This is a genomic window from Pseudomonas sp. 1, from assembly GCF_056626735.1.
In genome coordinates, this window is sequence record NZ_JBWXMQ010000015.1 from 134,238 (window position 1) to 154,202 (window position 19,965).

General features: G+C 61.5%; 17 protein-coding genes. 12 read left to right on the top strand and 5 right to left on the bottom strand.

Annotated elements, in window-relative coordinates; translation table 11 throughout:
• Window positions 1-160: 160 nt before the first annotated feature.
• The gene (locus AC1MDC_RS22005) at window positions 161-1,858 is read right to left on the bottom strand and encodes an AMP-binding protein (protein ID WP_480393642.1); all 1,698 of its coding nucleotides are present in this window, start codon (window positions 1,856-1,858) and stop codon (window positions 161-163) included.
• Window positions 1,859-2,059: 201 nt separating this feature from the next.
• Here AC1MDC_RS22005 and AC1MDC_RS22010 point away from each other — a divergent pair, with 201 nt between their 5' ends.
• The 4 genes from AC1MDC_RS22010 to AC1MDC_RS22025 are packed head-to-tail and all read left to right on the top strand — an operon-like array spanning window position 2,060 to window position 7,621.
• Window positions 2,060-3,223, top strand: coding sequence for an isovaleryl-CoA dehydrogenase (locus AC1MDC_RS22010; RefSeq protein WP_085699055.1), 1,164 nt, complete (start codon window positions 2,060-2,062; stop codon window positions 3,221-3,223).
• A 12-nt stretch (window positions 3,224-3,235) separates the two neighbouring features.
• Window positions 3,236-4,843 (top strand): carboxyl transferase domain-containing protein, encoded by a 1,608-nt coding sequence (locus tag AC1MDC_RS22015; RefSeq protein ID WP_480393643.1) that lies wholly within the window; start codon window positions 3,236-3,238, stop codon window positions 4,841-4,843.
• A 13-nt stretch (window positions 4,844-4,856) separates the two neighbouring features.
• Window positions 4,857-5,672, top strand: a complete 816-nt coding sequence (locus AC1MDC_RS22020) for a gamma-carboxygeranoyl-CoA hydratase (RefSeq protein WP_480393644.1) — start codon at window positions 4,857-4,859, stop codon at window positions 5,670-5,672.
• Window positions 5,672-7,621: an acetyl/propionyl/methylcrotonyl-CoA carboxylase subunit alpha gene (locus AC1MDC_RS22025; protein WP_480393645.1), complete on the top strand. Its 1,950-nt coding sequence runs from the start codon at window positions 5,672-5,674 to the stop codon at window positions 7,619-7,621. Before AC1MDC_RS22020 ends, AC1MDC_RS22025 begins: the two co-directional genes overlap by 1 nt.
• A gap of 39 nt (window positions 7,622-7,660) precedes the next feature.
• Here AC1MDC_RS22025 and AC1MDC_RS22030 read toward each other — a convergent pair whose 3' ends face one another.
• Window positions 7,661-8,317, bottom strand: coding sequence for a LexA family protein (locus AC1MDC_RS22030; RefSeq protein WP_085699254.1), 657 nt, complete (start codon window positions 8,315-8,317; stop codon window positions 7,661-7,663).
• 129 nt (window positions 8,318-8,446) lie between these two features.
• On the opposite strand from AC1MDC_RS22030, the gene AC1MDC_RS22035 reads away from it, so the two are divergent.
• The 3 genes from AC1MDC_RS22035 to AC1MDC_RS22045 all read left to right on the top strand — a co-directional run bounded on the left by AC1MDC_RS22035 (window position 8,447) and on the right by AC1MDC_RS22045 (window position 11,770).
• Entirely contained in the window at window positions 8,447-8,785 is a 339-nt protein-coding gene (locus AC1MDC_RS22035) for a DUF6124 family protein (protein WP_085699047.1), read from the top strand.
• Window positions 8,786-9,263: 478 nt separating this feature from the next.
• Window positions 9,264-10,415 carry a M14 family metallopeptidase gene (locus AC1MDC_RS22040; protein WP_085699045.1) on the top strand — a complete coding sequence of 384 codons (1,152 nt, stop codon included), beginning with the start codon at window positions 9,264-9,266 and terminating at the stop codon, window positions 10,413-10,415.
• Window positions 10,416-10,561: 146 nt separating this feature from the next.
• Complete coding sequence (locus AC1MDC_RS22045; protein WP_480393646.1) at window positions 10,562-11,770, top strand: MFS transporter; 1,209 nt, start codon at window positions 10,562-10,564, stop codon at window positions 11,768-11,770.
• 5 nt (window positions 11,771-11,775) lie between these two features.
• Here the strand turns inward: AC1MDC_RS22045 and AC1MDC_RS22050 are convergent, their stop codons facing one another.
• On the bottom strand, window positions 11,776-12,321 hold the full coding sequence (locus AC1MDC_RS22050; protein WP_085699041.1) for a cytochrome b: 546 nt from the start codon (window positions 12,319-12,321) through the stop codon (window positions 11,776-11,778).
• Window positions 12,318-13,412 (bottom strand): catalase family peroxidase, encoded by a 1,095-nt coding sequence (locus AC1MDC_RS22055; protein ID WP_480393647.1) that lies wholly within the window; start codon window positions 13,410-13,412, stop codon window positions 12,318-12,320. Before AC1MDC_RS22055 ends, AC1MDC_RS22050 begins: the two co-directional genes overlap by 4 nt.
• 157 nt (window positions 13,413-13,569) lie before the next feature.
• Here AC1MDC_RS22055 and AC1MDC_RS22060 point away from each other — a divergent pair, with 157 nt between their 5' ends.
• The 4 genes from AC1MDC_RS22060 to AC1MDC_RS22075 all read left to right on the top strand — a co-directional run bounded on the left by AC1MDC_RS22060 (window position 13,570) and on the right by AC1MDC_RS22075 (window position 17,594).
• Complete coding sequence (locus AC1MDC_RS22060) at window positions 13,570-14,076, top strand: RNA polymerase sigma factor (RefSeq protein ID WP_085699036.1); 507 nt, start codon at window positions 13,570-13,572, stop codon at window positions 14,074-14,076.
• Window positions 14,073-14,825, top strand: a complete 753-nt coding sequence (locus AC1MDC_RS22065) for an anti-sigma factor family protein (RefSeq protein ID WP_480393648.1) — start codon at window positions 14,073-14,075, stop codon at window positions 14,823-14,825. The genes AC1MDC_RS22060 and AC1MDC_RS22065 overlap by 4 nt, the downstream gene beginning before the upstream one ends.
• Before the next feature lie 260 nt (window positions 14,826-15,085).
• Window positions 15,086-16,219 (top strand): cell division protein ZapE, encoded by a 1,134-nt coding sequence (gene zapE, locus AC1MDC_RS22070; RefSeq protein ID WP_085699032.1) that lies wholly within the window; start codon window positions 15,086-15,088, stop codon window positions 16,217-16,219.
• A 61-nt stretch (window positions 16,220-16,280) separates the two neighbouring features.
• Entirely contained in the window at window positions 16,281-17,594 is a 1,314-nt protein-coding gene (locus AC1MDC_RS22075; protein ID WP_480393649.1) for a leucine-rich repeat-containing protein kinase family protein, read from the top strand.
• A 38-nt stretch (window positions 17,595-17,632) separates the two neighbouring features.
• On the opposite strand, the gene AC1MDC_RS22080 is transcribed toward AC1MDC_RS22075, so the two are convergent.
• Window positions 17,633-18,337 carry a YebC/PmpR family DNA-binding transcriptional regulator gene (locus tag AC1MDC_RS22080; protein WP_027614601.1) on the bottom strand — a complete coding sequence of 235 codons (705 nt, stop codon included), beginning with the start codon at window positions 18,335-18,337 and terminating at the stop codon, window positions 17,633-17,635.
• 220 nt (window positions 18,338-18,557) lie between these two features.
• Here AC1MDC_RS22080 and AC1MDC_RS22085 point away from each other — a divergent pair, with 220 nt between their 5' ends.
• A complete protein-coding gene (locus AC1MDC_RS22085) occupies window positions 18,558-19,964 on the top strand; it encodes a type VI secretion system Vgr family protein (RefSeq protein ID WP_480393650.1) in 1,407 nt (468 codons plus the stop codon).
• Window position 19,965 lies beyond the last annotated feature (1 nt).

Here is a 19,965-nt window from a genome sequence, read left to right on the forward strand (position 1 = left end):
TGCCAAAAACAACAACAGACCGCCCCTCAATAATAAAAAAGAGCACGCGACGACAAAATTAAAGGGGAGCTTCGGCTCCCCTTTGTGCTTTCCACGATTCCTGTTTTCACCGCCGCCCCCTTGTGGGAGCGGGCTTGCTCGCTCCCACATTCGATCTTCGTCAGGCCTGCTTTTCTCGCAACTCCTCGATACTGATCTCACGCATCCGGAATTTCTGGATCTTGCCTGTTACCGTCATCGGAAACTCCTCCACAAACTTGAAGTAACGCGGCGTCTTGAAGTGGGCGATGCGTTCCTTGCACCACGCTTGCAGCTCTTGTTCGGTGGCGCTGTGGCCGGGATGGAATTTGATCCAGGCGACGATTTCCTCACCGTAACGCGAGCAGGGAATGCCGATCACCTGCACGTCTGCCACCGCCGGGTGAGTGAAGAAGAACTCTTCCAGTTCGCGCGGGTAAATGTTCTCGCCGCCACGGATGATCATGTCCTTGTTGCGCCCGGCGATGCACACGTAACCCTCGTCGTTCATGCTTGCCAGATCACCGGTGTGCATCCAGCCCGCCGCGTCGATGGCTTCGGCAGTCGCCTGCGGATTGTTCCAGTAGCCGAGCATCACGCTGTAGCCACGGGTGCACAGTTCGCCGATGGTGCCGCGTGGTACCGGGTTGCCGGCCTCGTCGATGATTTTGCTTTCGAGTTGCGGCTGGGTGCGGCCGACGGTGGTGACGCGCAGTTCCAGTTCGTCGGATGGTCCGGTCTGCAGGGAGACGGGGCTGGTTTCGGTCATGCCGTAGGCGATCTGCACTTCACTCATGTGCATTTCGCTGATGACCCGGCGCATCACCTCGATCGGGCACGTGGCGCCGGCCATGATTCCGGTGCGCAGGGTCGACAGGTCGAACTCGGCGCGTTGCGGCTGATCGAGCATGGCGATGAACATGGTGGGTACGCCGTACAGCGCGGTGGCTTTTTCTTCGGCGACGGTGCTCAGGGTCAGCAGCGGATCGAAGGCGTCGTTGGGATAAATCATGGTGCTGCCGTGGGTGATGCAGCCGAGGTTGCCCATGACCATGCCGAAGCAGTGATACAGCGGCACCGGGATCACCAGGCGATCAACAGCGGTCAGGCCAAGGCTTTCGCCGACCATGTAACCGTTGTTGAGGATGTTGTAGTGACTGAGGGTCGCGCCCTTGGGGAAACCGGTGGTGCCAGAGGTGTACTGAATATTGACGGGCTGATCGAAGTGCAGGCTGTCGCTGCGTTCACGCAATTGTTGCGCAGTGACACTGGCGGCCAGATCTGCCAGTTGCGACCACGGGAGAAAACTCGAAGGCGGCTGTGGATCGAGGCTGATCAGACCGCGCAGTTCCGGCAGCCGCTCACTGTGCAGCTCGCCGATGGATTGCTCGGCCAGTTCCGGCAGCAAGCCTTGCAACATGCCGTGATAGTTGGAGCTCTTGAACGCCCCGGCGCAGATCAGCCATTGGCAACCGGATTGCTTGAGCACGTATTCGAGTTCAGAGCTGCGGTAGGCCGGGTTGATGTTGACCAGGATCACACCGAGCTTCGCGGTGGCGAACTGTGTGATGCACCACTGCGCGCAGTTCGGCGCCCAGATGCCGAGCCGGTCACCGGCTTGCAAACCCAACGCCAGCAGGGCTCTGGCGTGAACATCCACCGCGTCGGCCAGTTGCCGCCAGGTGTAACGCAGCTGCTGATGGCGCACCACCAGCGCCTCGCCGTCCGGGTACTGCGCGACGGTCTCGTCGAACTTCTGCCCGATGGTCATCGCCAGCAAGGCTTTATCCTGGGAACCGCGGGTGTAGCTGCGCTGCGGGTTTGCACTGGGTTGATCCATGACGACCCCTATTGTCTTTATTAGTGGGTGTTGGAACGGAGCTACGGCAGCTCCGACCATTCAGAACTGGCTCTACTCTCGCTCAAGTTGACGTTAACGTAAAGGGTGATTGACAGCCATTCGTCACAGGCTTACGTTAACGTAAAGGTGAGAACTGAAACGCCCTTCTCCCCACCCTACAAAAAAGCCAAAAGGTGACCCATGAGCTACCCATCCCTGAACTTTGCCCTCGGTGAAACCATCGACATGCTGCGCGATCAGGTTCAGTCCTTCGTCGCCAACGAGATCGCGCCGCGTGCCGCGCAGATCGACAGCGACAACCTGTTCCCGGCCGATTTGTGGCGCAAGTTCGGTGACATGGGCCTGCTCGGCATCACCGTGCCGGAAGAATACGGCGGCGCTGGCCTGGGTTACCTGGCGCACGTCGTTGCGATGGAAGAAATCAGCCGTGGCTCGGCTTCGGTGGCGTTGTCCTACGGCGCCCACTCCAATCTCTGCGTCAACCAGATCAACCGCAACGGCAACCACGAACAGAAAGCCAAATACCTGCCAAAACTGATCAGCGGCGAACACGTCGGCGCACTCGCCATGAGCGAGCCAAACGCCGGTTCCGACGTGGTTTCGATGAAACTGCGCGCAGATAAACGCGGCGACCGTTTCGTGCTCAACGGCAGCAAGACCTGGATCACCAACGGCCCCGACGCCAACACCTACGTGATCTACGCCAAGACCGACCTGGAAAAGGGCCCGCACGGCATCACCGCCTTCATCGTCGAACGCGACTGGAAAGGCTTCAGCCGCAGCAACAAGTTCGACAAGCTCGGCATGCGCGGCTCCAACACTTGCGAGCTGTTTTTCGACGACGTCGAAGTGCCTGAAGAAAACATCCTCGGCGTACTCAACGGCGGCGTAAAAGTGCTGATGAGCGGCCTCGATTACGAGCGCGTCGTGCTGTCCGGTGGCCCGACCGGGATCATGCAGTCGTGCATGGACCTGATCGTGCCGTACATCCATGACCGCAAGCAGTTCGGCCAGAGCATCGGCGAATTCCAGCTGATCCAGGGCAAAGTCGCCGACATGTACACCCAGCTGAACGCCAGCCGCGCCTATCTCTACGCTGTGGCTCAGGCCTGCGAGCGCAACGAAACCACACGCAAGGACGCCGCTGGCGTGATCCTCTACACCGCCGAACGCGCCACGCAAATGGCCCTCGACGCGATCCAGATTCTCGGTGGTAACGGTTACATCAACGAATTCCCGGCCGGCCGCCTGCTGCGTGACGCCAAGCTGTACGAAATCGGCGCCGGTACCAGTGAGATCCGTCGCATGCTGATCGGTCGCGAACTGTTCAACGAAACCCGCTAAACGGAGCTGTCCATGGCCATCCTGCATACCCAGCTCAACCCTCGTTCAGCGGAGTTCGCCGCCAACAGCGCGGCGATGCTCGAACAGGTCGACGCCCTGCACACTCTGCTCGCTCAAGTGGCTCAGGGCGGCGGCGCGAAAGCTCAGGAACGTCACACCTCGCGCGGCAAGCTGCTGCCCCGTGAGCGGATCAACCGCTTGCTCGATCCGGGCTCGCCGTTTCTGGAAATCAGCCAGTTGGCCGCCCACGCCGTTTATGGCGAAGACGTGCCAGCCGCTGGCGTGATTGCCGGGATCGGTCGTGTGGAAGGCGTCGAATGCATGATTGTCGCCAACGACGCGACGGTGAAAGGTGGCTCGTACTACCCGCTGACCGTGAAGAAACACCTGCGCGCCCAGACCATCGCCCAGCAAAACCGCCTGCCGTGCATTTATCTGGTGGATTCGGGTGGCGCCAACCTGCCGCGTCAGGACGAAGTGTTCCCGGATCGCGAACACTTCGGGCGGATCTTCTTCAACCAGGCCAACATGAGCGCCATGGGCATTCCGCAGATTGCCGTGGTCATGGGTTCCTGCACCGCCGGCGGCGCTTATGTACCGGCGATGGCCGACGAAGCGATCATGGTGCGCAATCAGGCGACGATTTTCCTCGCCGGCCCGCCCTTGGTGAAAGCCGCGACCGGTGAAGTGGTCAGCGCCGAAGACCTCGGCGGGGCCGACGTGCACTGCAAGACGTCCGGGGTCGCCGACCATTACGCGGAAAGCGATGAGCACGCCCTCGCCCTCGCCCGGCGCAGCGTCGCCAACCTCAACTGGCGCAAGCTCGGCGAAGTGCAGCAGCGCACGCCGATTGCGCCGCTGTACGCCAGCGATGAGTTGTACGGGGTGGTTTCGGCGGACGCCAAGCAGCCGTTCGATGTGCGCGAAGTGATCGCGCGACTGGTCGACGGCTCGGTGTTCGATGAATTCAAAGCCTTGTTCGGCACCACGCTGGTGTGCGGTTTCGCCCACCTGCACGGCTACCCGATCGCGATCCTCGCCAACAACGGCATCCTGTTCGCCGAAGCCGCGCAAAAAGGCGCGCACTTCATTGAACTGGCCTGCCAACGCGGCATTCCGTTGCTGTTCCTGCAGAACATTACTGGCTTCATGGTCGGTCAGAAATACGAGGCCGGCGGCATCGCCAAGCACGGCGCCAAACTGGTGACCGCCGTGGCATGCGCCAAGGTGCCGAAATTCACCGTCATCATCGGCGGCAGCTTCGGTGCCGGTAACTACGGCATGTGCGGGCGGGCCTATGATCCGCGTTTCCTGTGGATGTGGCCGAACGCGCGGATCGGCGTGATGGGCGCCGAACAGGCGGCCGGCGTGCTGGTTCAGGTCAAGCGCGAGCAGGCCGAACGCAGCGGTCAGGCGTTCAGTGCCGAGCAGGAAAACGAGATCAAGCAGCCGATTCTCGACCAATACGAAGAGCAGGGTCACCCCTACTATTCCAGCGCGCGGCTGTGGGACGACGGCGTCATCGACCCGGCGCAGACCCGCGATGTGCTGGCCCTGGCCTTGTCCGCGTCGTTGAACGCGCCTATCGAACCGAGCCGCTTCGGCGTGTTCCGGATGTGATCGGGAGAACCTCATGAGCGACTTCAACACCCTCGAATTGCACAGCGATCCACGGGGTTTCGCGACCCTGTGGCTGAGCCGCGAAGAAAAGAACAACGCGTTCAACGCCGAGATGATTCGCGAACTGATCCTGGCGCTGGACAAGGTCGCCAGCGACGCCAGCCTGCGCTTTCTGCTGGTACGCGGACGCGGCAAACATTTCAGCGCTGGTGCCGATCTGGCCTGGATGCAGCAATCGGCCGAACTCGATTACCACACCAACCTCGACGACGCCCGGGAACTGGCGGAGCTGATGTACAACCTCGCCAAACTGAAAATCCCGACCGTGGCTGTGGTGCAAGGCGCGGCGTTCGGCGGCGCGCTGGGTCTGATCAGTTGCTGCGACATGGCGATTGGCGCCGATGACGCGCAGTTCTGCCTGTCGGAAGTGCGCATCGGTCTTGCGCCAGCGGTGATCAGCCCGTTCGTGGTGCAAGCCATCGGCGAACGCGCGGCGCGGCGTTATGCGCTGACGGCCGAACGTTTCGGCGGGCAACGGGCGCGGGAAATCGGTTTGTTGTCCGAGAGCTATCCAGCGAATGAGTTTGAACAGAACGTCGAGCAATGGATCGACAACCTGCTGCTCAACAGCCCCGCCGCCATGCGCGCCAGCAAGGATTTGCTGCGTGAAGTCGGCAACGGCGCGCTGACTCCGGCCCTGCGCCGCTACACCGAAAACGCCATCGCCCGCATCCGCGTCAGCCCAGAGGGACAGGAAGGTCTGCGGGCCTTTTTGCAGAAACGTCCACCGAGCTGGCAAGCCGCAACCACCACCAAGGAGCCGCGTTGATGAGCGCACCTGTTCTCACCACCCTGCTGGTGGCCAACCGTGGCGAAATCGCTTGCCGGGTCATGCGCACCGCCAAGTCGCTGGGCCTGACCACCGTTGCCGTGCACAGCGCCACCGACCGGGAAGCGCGGCACAGCCGTGAAGCGGACATCCGTGTTGATCTGGGCGGCAGCAAAGCGGCCGACAGTTACCTGCAAATCGACAAACTGATCGCGGCGGCAAAGGCCAGCGGCGCTCAGGCGATTCATCCGGGTTACGGCTTTCTTTCAGAAAACGCCGGGTTTGCCCGCGCCATTGAAGCGGCCGGCCTGATCTTCCTCGGCCCGCCCGCCTCGGCCATCGACGCGATGGGCAGCAAATCCGCCGCAAAAGCGTTGATGGAAACCGCCGGCGTGCCGCTGGTGCCGGGTTATCACGGCGAAGCCCAGGATCTGGACACTTTCCGCGACGCGTGCGAACGCATCGGCTACCCGGTGCTGCTCAAGGCCACGGCCGGCGGTGGCGGCAAGGGCATGAAGGTCGTTGAAGACGTCAGCCAACTGGCTGAAGCGCTGGCCTCGGCTCAGCGTGAAGCGCAGTCGTCGTTCGGCGACTCGCGGATGCTGGTGGAGAAATACCTGCTCAAGCCGCGTCACGTGGAAATCCAGGTGTTTGCCGATCAGCATGGCAATTGCCTGTACCTGAACGAGCGCGACTGCTCGATTCAGCGTCGGCACCAGAAAGTCGTCGAAGAAGCGCCGGCTCCAGGCCTGAGTCCAGAACTTCGTCGGGCCATGGGCGAAGCCGCTGTGCGTTCAGCGCAAGCCATCGGTTACGTCGGCGCCGGCACCGTGGAGTTTTTGCTGGACGCTCGCGGCGAATTCTTTTTCATGGAAATGAACACGCGCTTGCAGGTCGAGCACCCGGTCACCGAAGCCATCACCGGGCTCGATCTGGTGGCCTGGCAAATTCGCGTCGCCCGTGGCGAAGCGTTGCCGATCACTCAGGATCAAGTGCCGCTGAACGGGCATGCGATTGAGGTTCGGTTGTACGCGGAAGATCCGTCGAATGATTTTCTGCCGGCGACCGGGCGTCTGGATCTGTATCGCGAATCCACCGCTGGGCCGGGGCGCCGTGTGGACAGCGGCGTTGAGGAAGGCGATGAGGTTTCGCCCTTCTATGACCCGATGCTCGGCAAGCTGATCGCCTGGGGCGAGGATCGTGAGCAGGCGCGCTTGCGACTGCTGAGCATGCTCGATGAGTTTGCGATTGGCGGGTTGAAAACCAACATCAACTTCCTGCGACGGATCATCGGTCATCCGGCGTTTGCGGCGGCGGAGCTGGATACCGGGTTCATTCCGCGCTATCAGGAACAGTTGCTGCCAGCGCCCGCTGCGCTGAGTGATGAGTTCTGGGATGCGGCGGCGCAGGCTTTTGCGCAGAGTTTGCCGGGGATGGCTCGGGCAGATGATCCGGCTTCGCCTTGGGCGCTTCACAGCGGTTTGCGCACCGGTTTGCCTCGCGAAATCACTCTGCATTTGAGCTGCGAGGGGCAGGATCGAGCGCTGACGCTCGGTGCCGGCGGCAAAGCAAAACTGATCGGCGAGCAATTGGTGGTCGAGCACGATGGACTGCGTCGACAGCTGCGGGCGATTCGTCGTGGAGAAGTTCTGTATCTGCAATGGGACGGCGAGCTGCGACGCGTTGAAACGTACGACCCGATCAGCGCTGTCGAAGCCAGTCACAGCCATCAGGGCGGTCTGACCGCGCCGATGAACGGCAGCATTGTGCGGGTGCTTGTGGAGGCCGGGCAATCGGTTGAAGCCGGTGCGCAATTGGTGGTGCTTGAGGCGATGAAGATGGAGCACAGCATTCGCGCGCCCCACGCCGGTGTGATCAAGTCACTGTATTGCCAGGAAGGTGAAATGGTCAGCGAAGGCAGTGCACTGGTCGAGCTGGAAGAAGCTTGAAAGGTGGATCGATCCTGCGCCTGGCGAGGATCGATCTGACTAGTATTTGGCGGTTGCCTGAACCACGACACCGATGATTCGGCACTCGTCGGTCAACAAGGCTTTCGGCCAGGTCGGATTGAGCGGCACCAGGTAACGCTGGCCGCCCTCTTCGATCAGTTTGCGGAAAATCGCCTCGTCGCTGTCCGGCCACTGGGCGATTACCAATTTCCCGGGCTCGGCTTCCAGTGCCGGATCCACCAGAATCATCATTCCCTCGCCGATGCTCTGCCCGGTGGGCGCCGTCATCGCGTTACCCGTCACCGTGAGCCAGAACGCCGGGCCGCGGGCGTGGTAATCCGTCAGTACGAAACGTCGCTTGTCCTTGGCACTCGAATACGCTGGCTGGCTCTCACGGGCCTCGACCGGCGAATTCCACTCGCTGACCGGATAGCGAAAGTAAGGGTTGTACTTCTGCGCAAGGGGCATTTCGTCGTCCGCATCGACCTGCGGTTCACGAATCACCACCGCGACCTCGAGATACTCCATGCCCAGCGCTTTCAGCACGCGGTTCATCTGCGTGATGCCGGGCTCGCGGCGCTTGTTCAGCCAATGGCCGATACCGCCCTGAGACATGCCGACGCGCTCGCCGAGTTCGACTTGAGTGACGTTGAGTTCACTCATTTTGGCCTTGACCAACTCAATCCATTTATCCATGTGCGGCACCATACGTGGACGCCTGCGGCCGGCAAAACACATATTGTAGTATTTAAATTCTGGTCACAAATACTGATAGTACTATTCTTGAGTCACGGATTTGAATCGACCAAGGAGTGACCTTTCACCATGACCATCACCAGCAAAGACTTGCCCGATCTGCAAATGGACACCACCTTCACCTCCCCGCAAGGGTGCGCCGCTGCGCAACGGGCGTTGGACTATTACTTGAAACCAGCTGTGTCAGAACCGGAAGTGGATGAGCGTTTTTTCGGTGTGAACAGCAACCTGAGTGGCGAAGAATCCCTGGTCCACGCTTCCGATCTGCTGCGATGTGCAGCGGCTACCGCGTTCAAGGCGGCGGACGGCTTGCAGGGCGTGAGTCGGGATCTGGCTTTTTCAGTCGTGCACATGGTGGACATGGCGCGGGCGATGGTTGATCACTCGCTCGATGGCGCGGTTCGCTGAAGACGGGAGTTCGGACGGAAGGAAAAGAATTTTCCAATCGCGCAGATAAAAACATTTGACTTGCAAATGATAATGATTACTATTGCAAGCAACTGGTCGCGAGATCAGTCGATGGACCAGAGACCTTAGGTCGGTCTTCTGGACTATCTCCTCATCAGGCTAATCACGGTTTTTGACCCGGCTTTTTGCCGGGTCTTTTTTTGCCAGTTTTCTGGCTTATGGCTTCAGGCTAATGAAGTCTTTGGGTGCTGCAAATTCGATGGCGCGGATAATATCAAAAGAATATTGCTTGGCAAGCGGACCCCGGCCACATTGGGGCTAAGTAATGCCAATCAGCACTTGAGAATCAATCGCACAGTCACTAAGCTGCATCCGCGTCATGGAGGACGCCCCCCGCCACACCCCGCAATTTCCCTCGGTTTCACCCCTGTCTTGCGTGTAAAGTAGCCGCCATAAAAATCATATTCAGGAACCGATTATGACCGTGGCCAAATCCTCGTTCGACATCAGCGCAAACTTCGACAGCGGCAACATCCAAGTCATCGACATCAGCAATCCGCTCAACCCGGTTCTGGCAATTCGGCCAGATACCCGCAGCGCCCATTTCCAGTGGTTCCACTTCAAGGCCAGCGGCCTGCACGTCCATCAGGAGCACTGGTTTCGTCTGGTCAACGCCAGCCAGTCTTCCTACAACAAAGCCTGGACCGGCTATCAGGCGGTCGCTTCCTACGACCACGTCAACTGGTTCCGTATTCCTACCCAATTCGAAGGCGACAGCCTGCGCTTCTGCCTCGAAGCCGAGCAGACCCACGCCTGGTTCGCCTACTTCGAACCTTACAGCCGTGGCCGTCACGACTGGCTGATCGAACAGGCGCTGACCAAGGCCGGCACCGAACTGCTGGCCACCGGCAAAAGCGTCGAAGGCCGCGACATCCAGCTGCTACGCAAAGGCACCGGCGCTGAAGGTCGCCGCAAGATCTGGATCATCGCCCAGCAGCATCCGGGCGAGCACATGGCCGAGTGGTTCATGGAAGGCGTTATCGAACGCCTGGAACATCATGACGATCCGGTACTGAACAAACTGCTGGCCAGCGCCGATCTGTACCTGGTCCCGAACATGAACCCGGACGGCGCCTTCCACGGCCACCTGCGCACCAACGCCATGGGCCAGGACCTGAACCGCGCCTGGCAGAACGCCAGTCAGGAAATCAGCCCGGAAGTATTTTTCGTACAGCAGCAGATGGAAAAGTACGGCGTCGATCTGTTCCTCGACGTACACGGCGACGAAGAAATCCCCCACGTGTTCACCGCCGGCTGCGAGGGCAATCCGGGCTACACCCCGCGCCTGGAGAAGCTTGAAGAGCACTTTCGCAGTCACCTGAAACACACCACCAAAGACTTCCAGACCAAGTACGGCTATACACGCGACGAACCAGGCCAGGCCAACATGACCCTGGCCTGCAACAGCGTCGGCCAGAAATTCGACTGCCTGTCGCTGACTCTGGAAATGCCGTTCAAGGATCACGACGACGCGCCGAACCCGATCACCGGCTGGTCGGGCAAACGCTCGAAGCAACTGGGCAAAGACGTGCTGACCACCATCGCCGACATGGTCGACACCCTGCGCTGATCCCTCCCCGTTTTTCGCTTCACGAAAGATCGCAGCCTGTCTGCGATCTTTTTTTGTGCCGTCTCTTACCCAATCAGGTTGCAAATCAAAACTGGATTACTTACCGTCAATCAAGTTTCAACTTGAAACCTGAAAGGATCCGGGACATGAAAACTGCAACACTCGATAACGCTGTCGTACTGCTTTTCGCCATCGCTTGCGGCCTCGCGGTGGGCAACGTGTATTACGCCCAGCCGCTGCTGGATGCGATGGCCGACGCCTTCGGTCTGACGCCGGGCAGCATCGGCGTCGTCATGACCTTGACTCAGATCGGTTATGGACTCGGTCTGTTATTGCTCGTGCCCCTCGGCGATCTGCTCAATCGGCGGCGGCTGATCGTCACGCAAACGCTGTTGTCCGCCGCAGCCTTGCTGATGATTGCTCTGGCCCCGAACAGCGCGTGGCTGATGATCGGCGTCACCCTGACCGGTCTGCTTGCGGTGGTCACCCAAGTGCTGGTCGCCTACGCCGCAACCCTTGCCGTCCCCGCGCAACGCGGAAAGGTTGTCGGCATGATCACCAGCGGCATCGTCGTCGGCATTCTGCTCGCGCGCACGGTAGCGGGCGGCATGGCTGATCTGGCCGGCTGGCGTTCGATCTATCTGTTGTCGGCGGGATTGACGCTGGTGATGGCCGCGCTGCTGTTTCGGGTATTGCCCAAGGATGAAGAAGCACGACCGGACACGCATTACGTGGCACTGATCACTTCAGTGTTCACTCTGTTTCGTGAGGAGCCGGTGCTGCGCCGACGAGCAATCCTGGCGCTGCTCACCTTCGCCAGCGCCATGGTGCTGTGGACGCCGATGGTGTTGCCGCTGTCCGCCCCGCCGTTGTCGCTTTCCCACAGCGAAATCGGATTGTTCGGACTCGCCGGCGCGGCAGGCGCACTCGCCGCCGCCAGAGCCGGTCACCTGGCGGATCGAGGATGGGGACAGTGGGTCAGCGGTCTGTCACTGTTGCTGATGCTGGGCTCGTGGCTGCCGATCGCACTCACCCAGACTTCGTTGTGGGCGCTGCTGCTTGGCGTCATCACCCTGGATCTGGGCTTGCAGGCCGTGCACGTCACCAGCCAGAGCATGATCTACAGCGTCCGCCCGGAGGCGCAGAGCCGACTGACCGCCGGCTACATGCTGTTTTACTCCATTGGCAGCGCCTTGGGCTCGATCGCCTCGACGGCCATGTACGCCTGGGCAGGATGGCCGGGCGTCTGCTGGCTGGGTGCCGCAATCAACATGGTCGCGTTGCTTTATTGGTGGCGATCACTGGCCGGCCAGAAACGTGGCGAGGCTGCTTGCGCCCTCACCACGTCGGACTGACACAATCAACCGCGATTGCGTCCCCGCAGCATGCTGTCGAGCACTTCGTCGCGGCGCACCCAGCCATGAAACAGCGCCGCCGCCAGATGCAGCAGCACGGTCAGGAACAACAAATACGCCAGATACCCGTGAGCCTTGCGCAGCAACGCAAACACCTGCGCATCCGCCGGCACGATCGACGGCAATTGCAGGGACGCGCCGAGCATCACCGGATCCCCCGCCGCGCTGATCATCGCCCAGCCCAGCAGCGGCAACACCAGCATCAGCGCGTACAGCAACAGATGAGAGGCCTTGGCCGCCAGCACTTGCCAGCCCGGCAGATCCGCTGGCAGCGGCGGCTGGCGGGTGCCCAGCCGTACAAGAATGCGCACGATCACCAGCAACAGAATCGCGATGCCCAGCGGCTTGTGCAGATTGATCAGCCATTCATGCCGCGCCGACACCGAGGTCACCATGCCGGCACCGATGAACAACATCGCGATGATCATCAACGCCATCAGCCAGTGCAGCAACCGCGCCAGCGGATTGAAATGAGTCGGTTGCGTGCTCATGGGCGAGCCTCCTTTTTGCCGGTCGGCAGTTGGCTGACTTCGCTGGTGCGACGCAGGTAGGAATCGGCGTAACTGGCCGAGCGCGCGGCCAGCAACGGATCGCCGGAACCCTGAATGCCGGCCGGCAGCACCAGCGGATCGTAGTTGATGTCACGGCATTCACCGCTGAGCTGCGGCTGGGTCTTTTCCAGTACCAGAGTGCCGGCGTTCAACACTTTGCGGCCGGCGGGCCAGGTTTTGCTCGCGTCGTTCACCGGATCGTCGGCGTTGGCCAAGGTGATGTTCAACTGAAAGCGCAGCGGCCCTTCGGCCAGGCGTTGCACCAGGTCCTTCTCAAGGAAGTCGCTTCCTTCAGGCGCAGTCGCACCGGCAGCATCCTGGGCCAGAGGCGTCATGCTCCAGCGCACCGCCTGCTTCTTGCCGCTGGCATCCACCAGATAAAACGCGTTGATGCTGTTGTAGGTTTCCGTCGCGTAACTGGCCGACGGTCTGGCGGTTTTTATCCAGGTCAGAAACGGCACGGTTTCCGGGTGTGCGGCAAAAAATGCCGGCACCTTGGCCGGATCCGGCTTGCCCGTGGCGGGATCCGGCGATTGCGCCTGCTGCAACTGATAGAACGCCTCGGGCGTACCGACCGGGAATACCGGCATGCTGTTCATCCCGGTGCGCCACTGCTGGCCGTTGGCCTGAGTGAAACGCAGCGCCAGACTGCGGATCGGTACGGCGCTGTCCGGTGCGTACGGATTGCCGGCCGGTAACGCAAAGCGCCCGACCACCGGGGTGCGCGGCTCGTTGAACACTTGCGCGACCGAATACGAGCGGGCCTCACCGCTGCTCTCGAAGTGGCCGATCACGCAAACACCTTTGGCGTGATTACGGCGAAAGCCGGGATGCACGCCGTTGTTCTTTTCCAGCACATCGACCAACGCTTTCGGCGTCAGTCGTTGTGGGTCAAATGAACCATGAACGTAGGCAAACGCCCCGGCCAGGGCTGCGACCACCACGGCGATTCCGCCAAGCCGCAACACCAGGCTCGCGGCACTCAGTGGCGGGCGTTGTGGCCCGCCGGGCGATGAGCTGCGATCAACCATGAAGCACTCCAGGGCCATCGGCCACAAGTAGGAAGAATCAGCAAGACGCACGCCATCGGGATTTATTCCACGGTCCGGTATTTATTTTTCAGAACGTGGAATAACCTCCAATGCCGGACGTCTTCCTAGTCCACAGCGTAGTGACTAGTAGAACTTCATGAGCGAATTCGACGAACAACTGAGAGAAATCATTCCCAGATTGCGGCGCTTTGCCGTGTCGTTGACCCGCAACGGCAGCAGCGCCGACGATCTGGTACAGGCCAGCCTGGAGCGGGCGCTGTCGAGTTGGGGCGACAAACGCGCCGACGGCGATCTGCGCGCCTGGCTGTTTTCGATCCTGTACCGGCAGTTCCTCGATGCGCATCGGCGTTCGCGGCGGTATGCGCGGATGCTCGAGTTCTTCACCGGCCGCGATGACGCCGAGCCCTCGGTGGAACGCACCGTCATTGCCCAATCGACCTTGCAGGTCTTCGACCGACTGCCCACCGAACAGCGCGCGCTGCTGTTGATGGTGTCGGTGGAAGGCCTGACTTATAAGGAGGTCGCCGAGATTCTCGACGTCCCCACCGGCACCGTGATGTCGCGCCTGTCCCGTGCTCGCCAGGCCCTGCGCCAGCTCAGCGACGGGGAAATCAGCAGCCCTTCCTTGCGGATACTCAAATGATCAGTCTGCCTCCCAACGAACGTGACCTGCACGCCTACGTCGACCACCAGCTCAACGAGGCCGACCGACATGTGCTGGAAACCTGGCTCGCCAGCCATCCGGACGAAGCGGCGCAGGTTCGTGCCTGGCAACAGGATGCCCAGCACCTGCGCGCCGCCCTCGGCGGTGCCTTGCAACAACCGGCCAATCCGAACCTCGATCCGTCGCTGATCCGTCAGCGACTCAAGCGCCAGTCGCGCCGCCAGTGGGCCAGCGCGGCGGTGCTGCTGATTGCCGTCAGCCTCGGCGGTGTCGGTGGCTGGAAGGCTCGGGACATGACCGTGTTTCATCCTCCGGCACCGATGACGGACGCCTTGCAGGCCTACCGTTTGATCGCCCAGCAAGGGCTTTTGCCGGCGGACTACAAGGTCGACGGCGACGGCGACATCCAGCGCTGGCTCGACCGTTATTTCACTCAGGCCAATCGCCTGCCGGACCTGACATCGGCTGGATTTACACCGGTCAGCGGTCGTCTGCTGAGCACCGATGAAGGCCCGGCGGCGATGGTGATGTATGAAGACCAGAGCGGGCACAAGGTCAGTTTCTACGTGCGTCCACCAGGACCGAAAAATACCTTTCTGCCCCGGGGCAGCCGCCAGGACGGAGATCTGCAGGCCGAGTACTGGTCCGGCAAGGGCTACAACTACGCGATGGTCAGCCCGACCGATACCCCGGCAGCGAAAATGCTCAAGCAATCCGTAAGCTTCTAGCCGGGTCAGAACCCCACATCCAGCACCACATTGTCCAGGCAGGTTCCAGCGGGCGGTGTGGTCTGGTCGGTGTGGATTCTCGCGTTGTCATTGCGCATTCTGCCCGTCGCTCAGCCCCACGGTGCAGGCACTGCCCTCTACACGCCGCAGCTTGCTCCCCGGAAAAACGATAAAGCGCAGTGGATGCAAAACTACCCGTCTGGTTAAACTACGCCGCCGCGCTCGGGGGGAGCCGGCCCGATGATGACGGAGTGATTGCAGTGCCCGCCCGACCGCCCGAACGTTCGCGTCTGACCCAGCGCTGGTCAGCCTTGCGCCATCTCTTCGGCAAACGCTCCGTTACAAACGCGGGCCAGTGCGCTGCCAGCGCGCAATCGATGCGTGACTATTTCCGGCAAAAGGCCCACGGCCAGGGCTACACCCTCAGCCACAGCCAGCAACGGGTCATCGATTGCATGGCGCAGCAGGCCGGCCTGATGTTTGGCACGCCTGCGCGAACCCCGCGCAGCCTGTATCTGCACGGAGCCGTCGGGCGAGGCAAGAGCTGGTTGCTGGACGGATTCTTCCAGGCATTGCCGATTCAGCAAAAACGCCGTCTGCATTTCCATGGATTCTTCGCCCAACTGCATCAAGGCATGTTCGAGCACCGCGACCGCGACGACGCCCTCGCCGTCACCCTCGATGCGCTGCTGATGGACTGTCGGGTGCTGTGTTTCGATGAATTTCATGTGCATGACATCGGCGATGCGATGCTCATCACCCGATTGTTCAAGGCGTTGTTCAAGCGCGGGATCCTGTTGCTGGTGACCTCCAATTACCCGCCCGAAGGCTTGCTGCCCAACCCGCTGTACCACGCGCGCTTCAAACCGGTGATCGACCTGATCAACGCGCGCATGCAGGTCATGGAAGTCGGCGGTCCGCACGATTACCGCAGCCAGGCGCGCCGGCATGAGCATCAGGTGTTCACCCAGGGCCATTACGTCTGGCCGGCCAGTCCGGCGCAGCGCCTCGCCTTGAACCTGCCGCCACTCGACGCCACACCGTTGCCTCTGGCGGTCGGCAGCCGGCACTTGCAGGCGCGGTTGTGCGAAGGCCGGCGCGTCGGTTTTACCTTCAACGACCTCTGCGAACAGCCCACGGCCGTGATGGATTATCTGGAGCTGTGCCGACGCTTCGACCATTGGATCATCGATGAACTGCCGGAGCTGGACGAATGCTCGATCGCCGCCCAGCAGCGATTCATCAACCTGATCGACGTGCTCTACGATCAGGACAAACACCTGACCCTGCTCGGCCAACGCCCGTTGCACGAAAGCCTCGGCGGTCAGGCGATCGATCTGGCCCGCACCCGCAGCCGACTCGGGCAATTGCGCGAAGTGCACGAACCGGGCTGATTTGCCGTTATCATGCGGCCCATTTCCGGCGCTCTGCGCCTTCTCGATAGCGATCCTGCTCATGCACACCCTTGCACAACTGCGCGCCGGCGAACTGTCGGGCATCACCCGGCTGGACCTGGCCGAAGGCCTGACTGAATTTCCGCCGGAGATTTTCAACCTGGCCGAAACGCTGGAAGTGCTTAACCTCAGCGGCAATGCCCTGAGCAGCCTGCCGGATGACTTGCACCGTCTGACGCACCTGCGCGTGCTGTTCTGCTCCGACAATCAGTTCACGCAATTGCCGGCGTGTCTGGGCCAGTGCCAGGCGCTGACGATGATCGGTTTCAAGGCCAACCGGATCACTCAAGTGCCCGGGGTGGCGCTGCCGCCGAACCTGCGCTGGCTGATCCTCACCGACAACGTCATCGAAACCCTGCCCACGGAACTGGGCGAGCGCCCGTTGCTGCAAAAACTCATGCTCGCCGGCAATCGGTTGCGCGCCCTGCCGCCGTCACTGAGCCAGTGCCATCGGCTGGAGCTGATCCGCATCGCCGCCAACCAGCTGACCGAACTGCCGCAATGGCTGCTGACCCTGCCGAGCCTGACCTGGCTGGCCTACGCCGGTAATCCGCTGGAAACCGAAGCCGATGCCGCCGCCCTCGATGCCGCGCCCCTGATCGACTGGTCGGCGCTGCAGCTGGAGCAACGGCTGGGCGAAGGCGCTTCCGGAGTCATTTACCGGGCGCAGTGGCAACCTGCCGATCAGGCGGCCGCGCCCGTGGCAGTCAAGTTGTACAAGGGTGAAATGACCAGTGACGGTTCGCCGCTGCATGAAATGAACGCGTGCATCACCGCCGGGCTGCACCCGAACCTGATCCGCGTCGAAGGTCGCATCGACCGGCATCCCGATGGCCAGCAAGGCCTGGTGATGCAGTTGATCGATCCGAGCTTCCGCAACCTGGCCGGGCTGCCGAGCCTGGCATCCTGTTCACGGGATGTGTATGCCGACGATTGCCGCTTCAGCGCCGACGTTGCCCTGCGCATTGCCCGGGGCATCGCCTCGGTCGCCGGGCATCTGCACGGTCACGGCATCACCCATGGCGATCTCTACGGACACAACATTCTGTTGAACGATCGGGGCGACTGTCTGCTGGGGGACTTTGGTGCGGCATCGTTCCACGCCACGGCGGACACGCCTGAAACCCGCGCGCTGCAACGCCTTGAAGTGCGGGCGTTCGGGATTTTGCTGGGGGAATTGCTGGCGCGCATCGACTCGGGGTTGAGCGATGAACAGCGTCAGGTGCTGGAAGCCCTGGAACAGCGCTGCTGTCAGCCGGATGTGCTGGCGCGGCCGGGGTTTGGCGAGATCAGCCTGGCGTTGCAAGACGCCTGAAAAAAATCGCAGCCCGAGGGCTGCGATTTTCTGGTGTGTCAGCCGGCGAGACCAACGAACATGTCTTGCACGTCGTCATGGTTGTCCAGGCCTTCCAGGAATGCCTCGACTTCTGCCATCTGCTCGGCGCTCAGGCCGCTGACCGGGTTCTTCGGCTGGTAGCCCAGTTTGGCCGACAGCACGGTGAAGCCTTGTTCCGGCAGGGCTTTCTGCACGGCATCGAGGTCGGTCGGGTCGGTCAGGAACAGGGTCGCGCCCTCTTCGCCCGGCTCGAAATCCTGGGCGCCGGCTTCGATCGCGGCCATTTCCGGATCCGCATCCGGGGTGTCCGGCGACGCTTCGATCATGCCGACATGGTTGAAGTCCCAGGCAACGGAACCGGAAGCACCCAGTTGGCCCTTGCGGAACGCCACGCGAATTTCCGCCACGGTACGGTTGATGTTGTCGGTCACGCACTCGACGATCAGCGGCACCTGATGCGGTGCGAAACCTTCGTAAGTCACGCGATGGTACTGAACGGTTTCACCCAGCAGGCCAGCACCCTTCTTGATGGCGCGATCCAGGGTTTCCTTGGGCATCGAGGCTTTCTTGGCCTGTTCAACCACCAGACGCAGGTGTGCGTTGGTGGCGGTATCGGCACCGTTACGCGCAGCAATGGTGATTTCCTTCACCAGTTTGCCGAAGATCTTGCCCTTGGCGTTGGCTGCCGCTTCTTTGTGTTTAACCTTCCACTGTGCGCCCATTACTCACTCTCTTGATCTGTGGCGCCGAGACATCTATTGGCCGACGCATGGCGCCAAGTTTATACGGCCTAAAGTCGGCAATCGACCAAAAATTCCGATCCGCATCGACATCTTCTACACGCCTTGTAGGGCGATTCTGAAAAACCGGTTTGCCACGTCCATTCAACGTCGTGTTTTCGTACCCTCTGTGGCCCGTATCGCCTGAACAGAGCCCGCTCGAATGCTCAATGACAAGGAAAGTCCGTTTTCGCTGACCCTGGCCGAGGGCGGGATAAACCTGCCGGTCCTGCGCTTCAGCGGTCATGAAGCGCTGAATCAGCCCTATCGGTTCGAGATCGAAGTCATGGGCCTGGCGCCCGCCTGGTCCCCCGGCACGCTGCTGCATCAGGCGGCATTTCTGCACCTGGATGATGACCACGGAATTCACGGCATCATTCAAAGTGCCAGCTGCGAATACCGCGCAACACACCGGATCGCCTACCAACTGGTGCTGATGCCGCATCTGCAGGCGCTGGAGCAACACCCTGTTCGCCGGGTCTTCACGCAACTGAACGTGCCCGCCATCCTTGAACAACTGCTCAGCGAACATCACCTGCCCGCCGACAGCTATCGGATCGAGATGACCGTCGGCCACTACCCGTCGCGCCCGTTCTGCATTCAATACGAAGAAACCGATCTGGCCTTTTTGCAACGGCTTTGCGAAGAGGAAGGCATCCACTATCACTTCGAACATCAGCCGGACGGCCACGTGGTGGTGTTCGCCGATGACAGCCTGAGCCTGCCGCAGCAACCGACGGCGATTCCTTTCAACACGCAGATCGATGCGCCAGCAACCGGCCTCAGCAGCCTGTTCCAGCGCCATGAGGCGGTGCTGCCTCAGATTCCTGCCGGAGTGCGTGAGCGAGGGTATTCGATTGCGGGCCAGGACGCTGCCAATCACACGTTGGGCAGTGCCATCGCCCCTCCGGGATTTCTGCCGACTGCGCAACGTCACGCGGCCCAGCGCAGTCGTCGCCTGCTGGAACGCCAACGCTGCAGGTCACGCTCGATCCACGGCCGCAGCGATTGCCCGCGACTGCTCAGCGGGCGCCTGGTGCAAGTCATGGAGCACCCGGTAAACGCGTTCAACGAGCAATGGTTGATCACCGACTTGCGTCATCAAGGCCAGCAACCTTCCATTCTCGATCCCGTTCAGACGGTTCGCCGTTATCACAACGACTTTACGGCGCTGCCCTGGTCGACCCCGTTTCGCCCGCCGCCGAAACAACCGCGCCCTGCAATTCCGGGGTATCAGTCGGCGCAGGTACTCGGCGTGCCGGGGCTACCGGCGCAAGTGGACGATCAGGGGCGGATCGCCGTCCGGTTATGGCCCGATCATGCGAATGCCAGCGCCAGCGAAGGGCTGTGGTTGGCGGTGGTCATGCCCCATGCCGGCAGCGGCCTGGCTCGGGAAAATCTGCCCTGCGCCGGCAGCGAGGTCTGGGTGAGTTTTCTCGACAGCGATCCCGACCGGCCGATCCTCTGCCTCGACGCCTGCCGCCCGCGAACGTCGCAGCCCACGGAAACCGAGCCTGACGACGACTTATTGCTCGACTGGCTGCTCAACCGCTACGCCCCGCCCCGTTGAC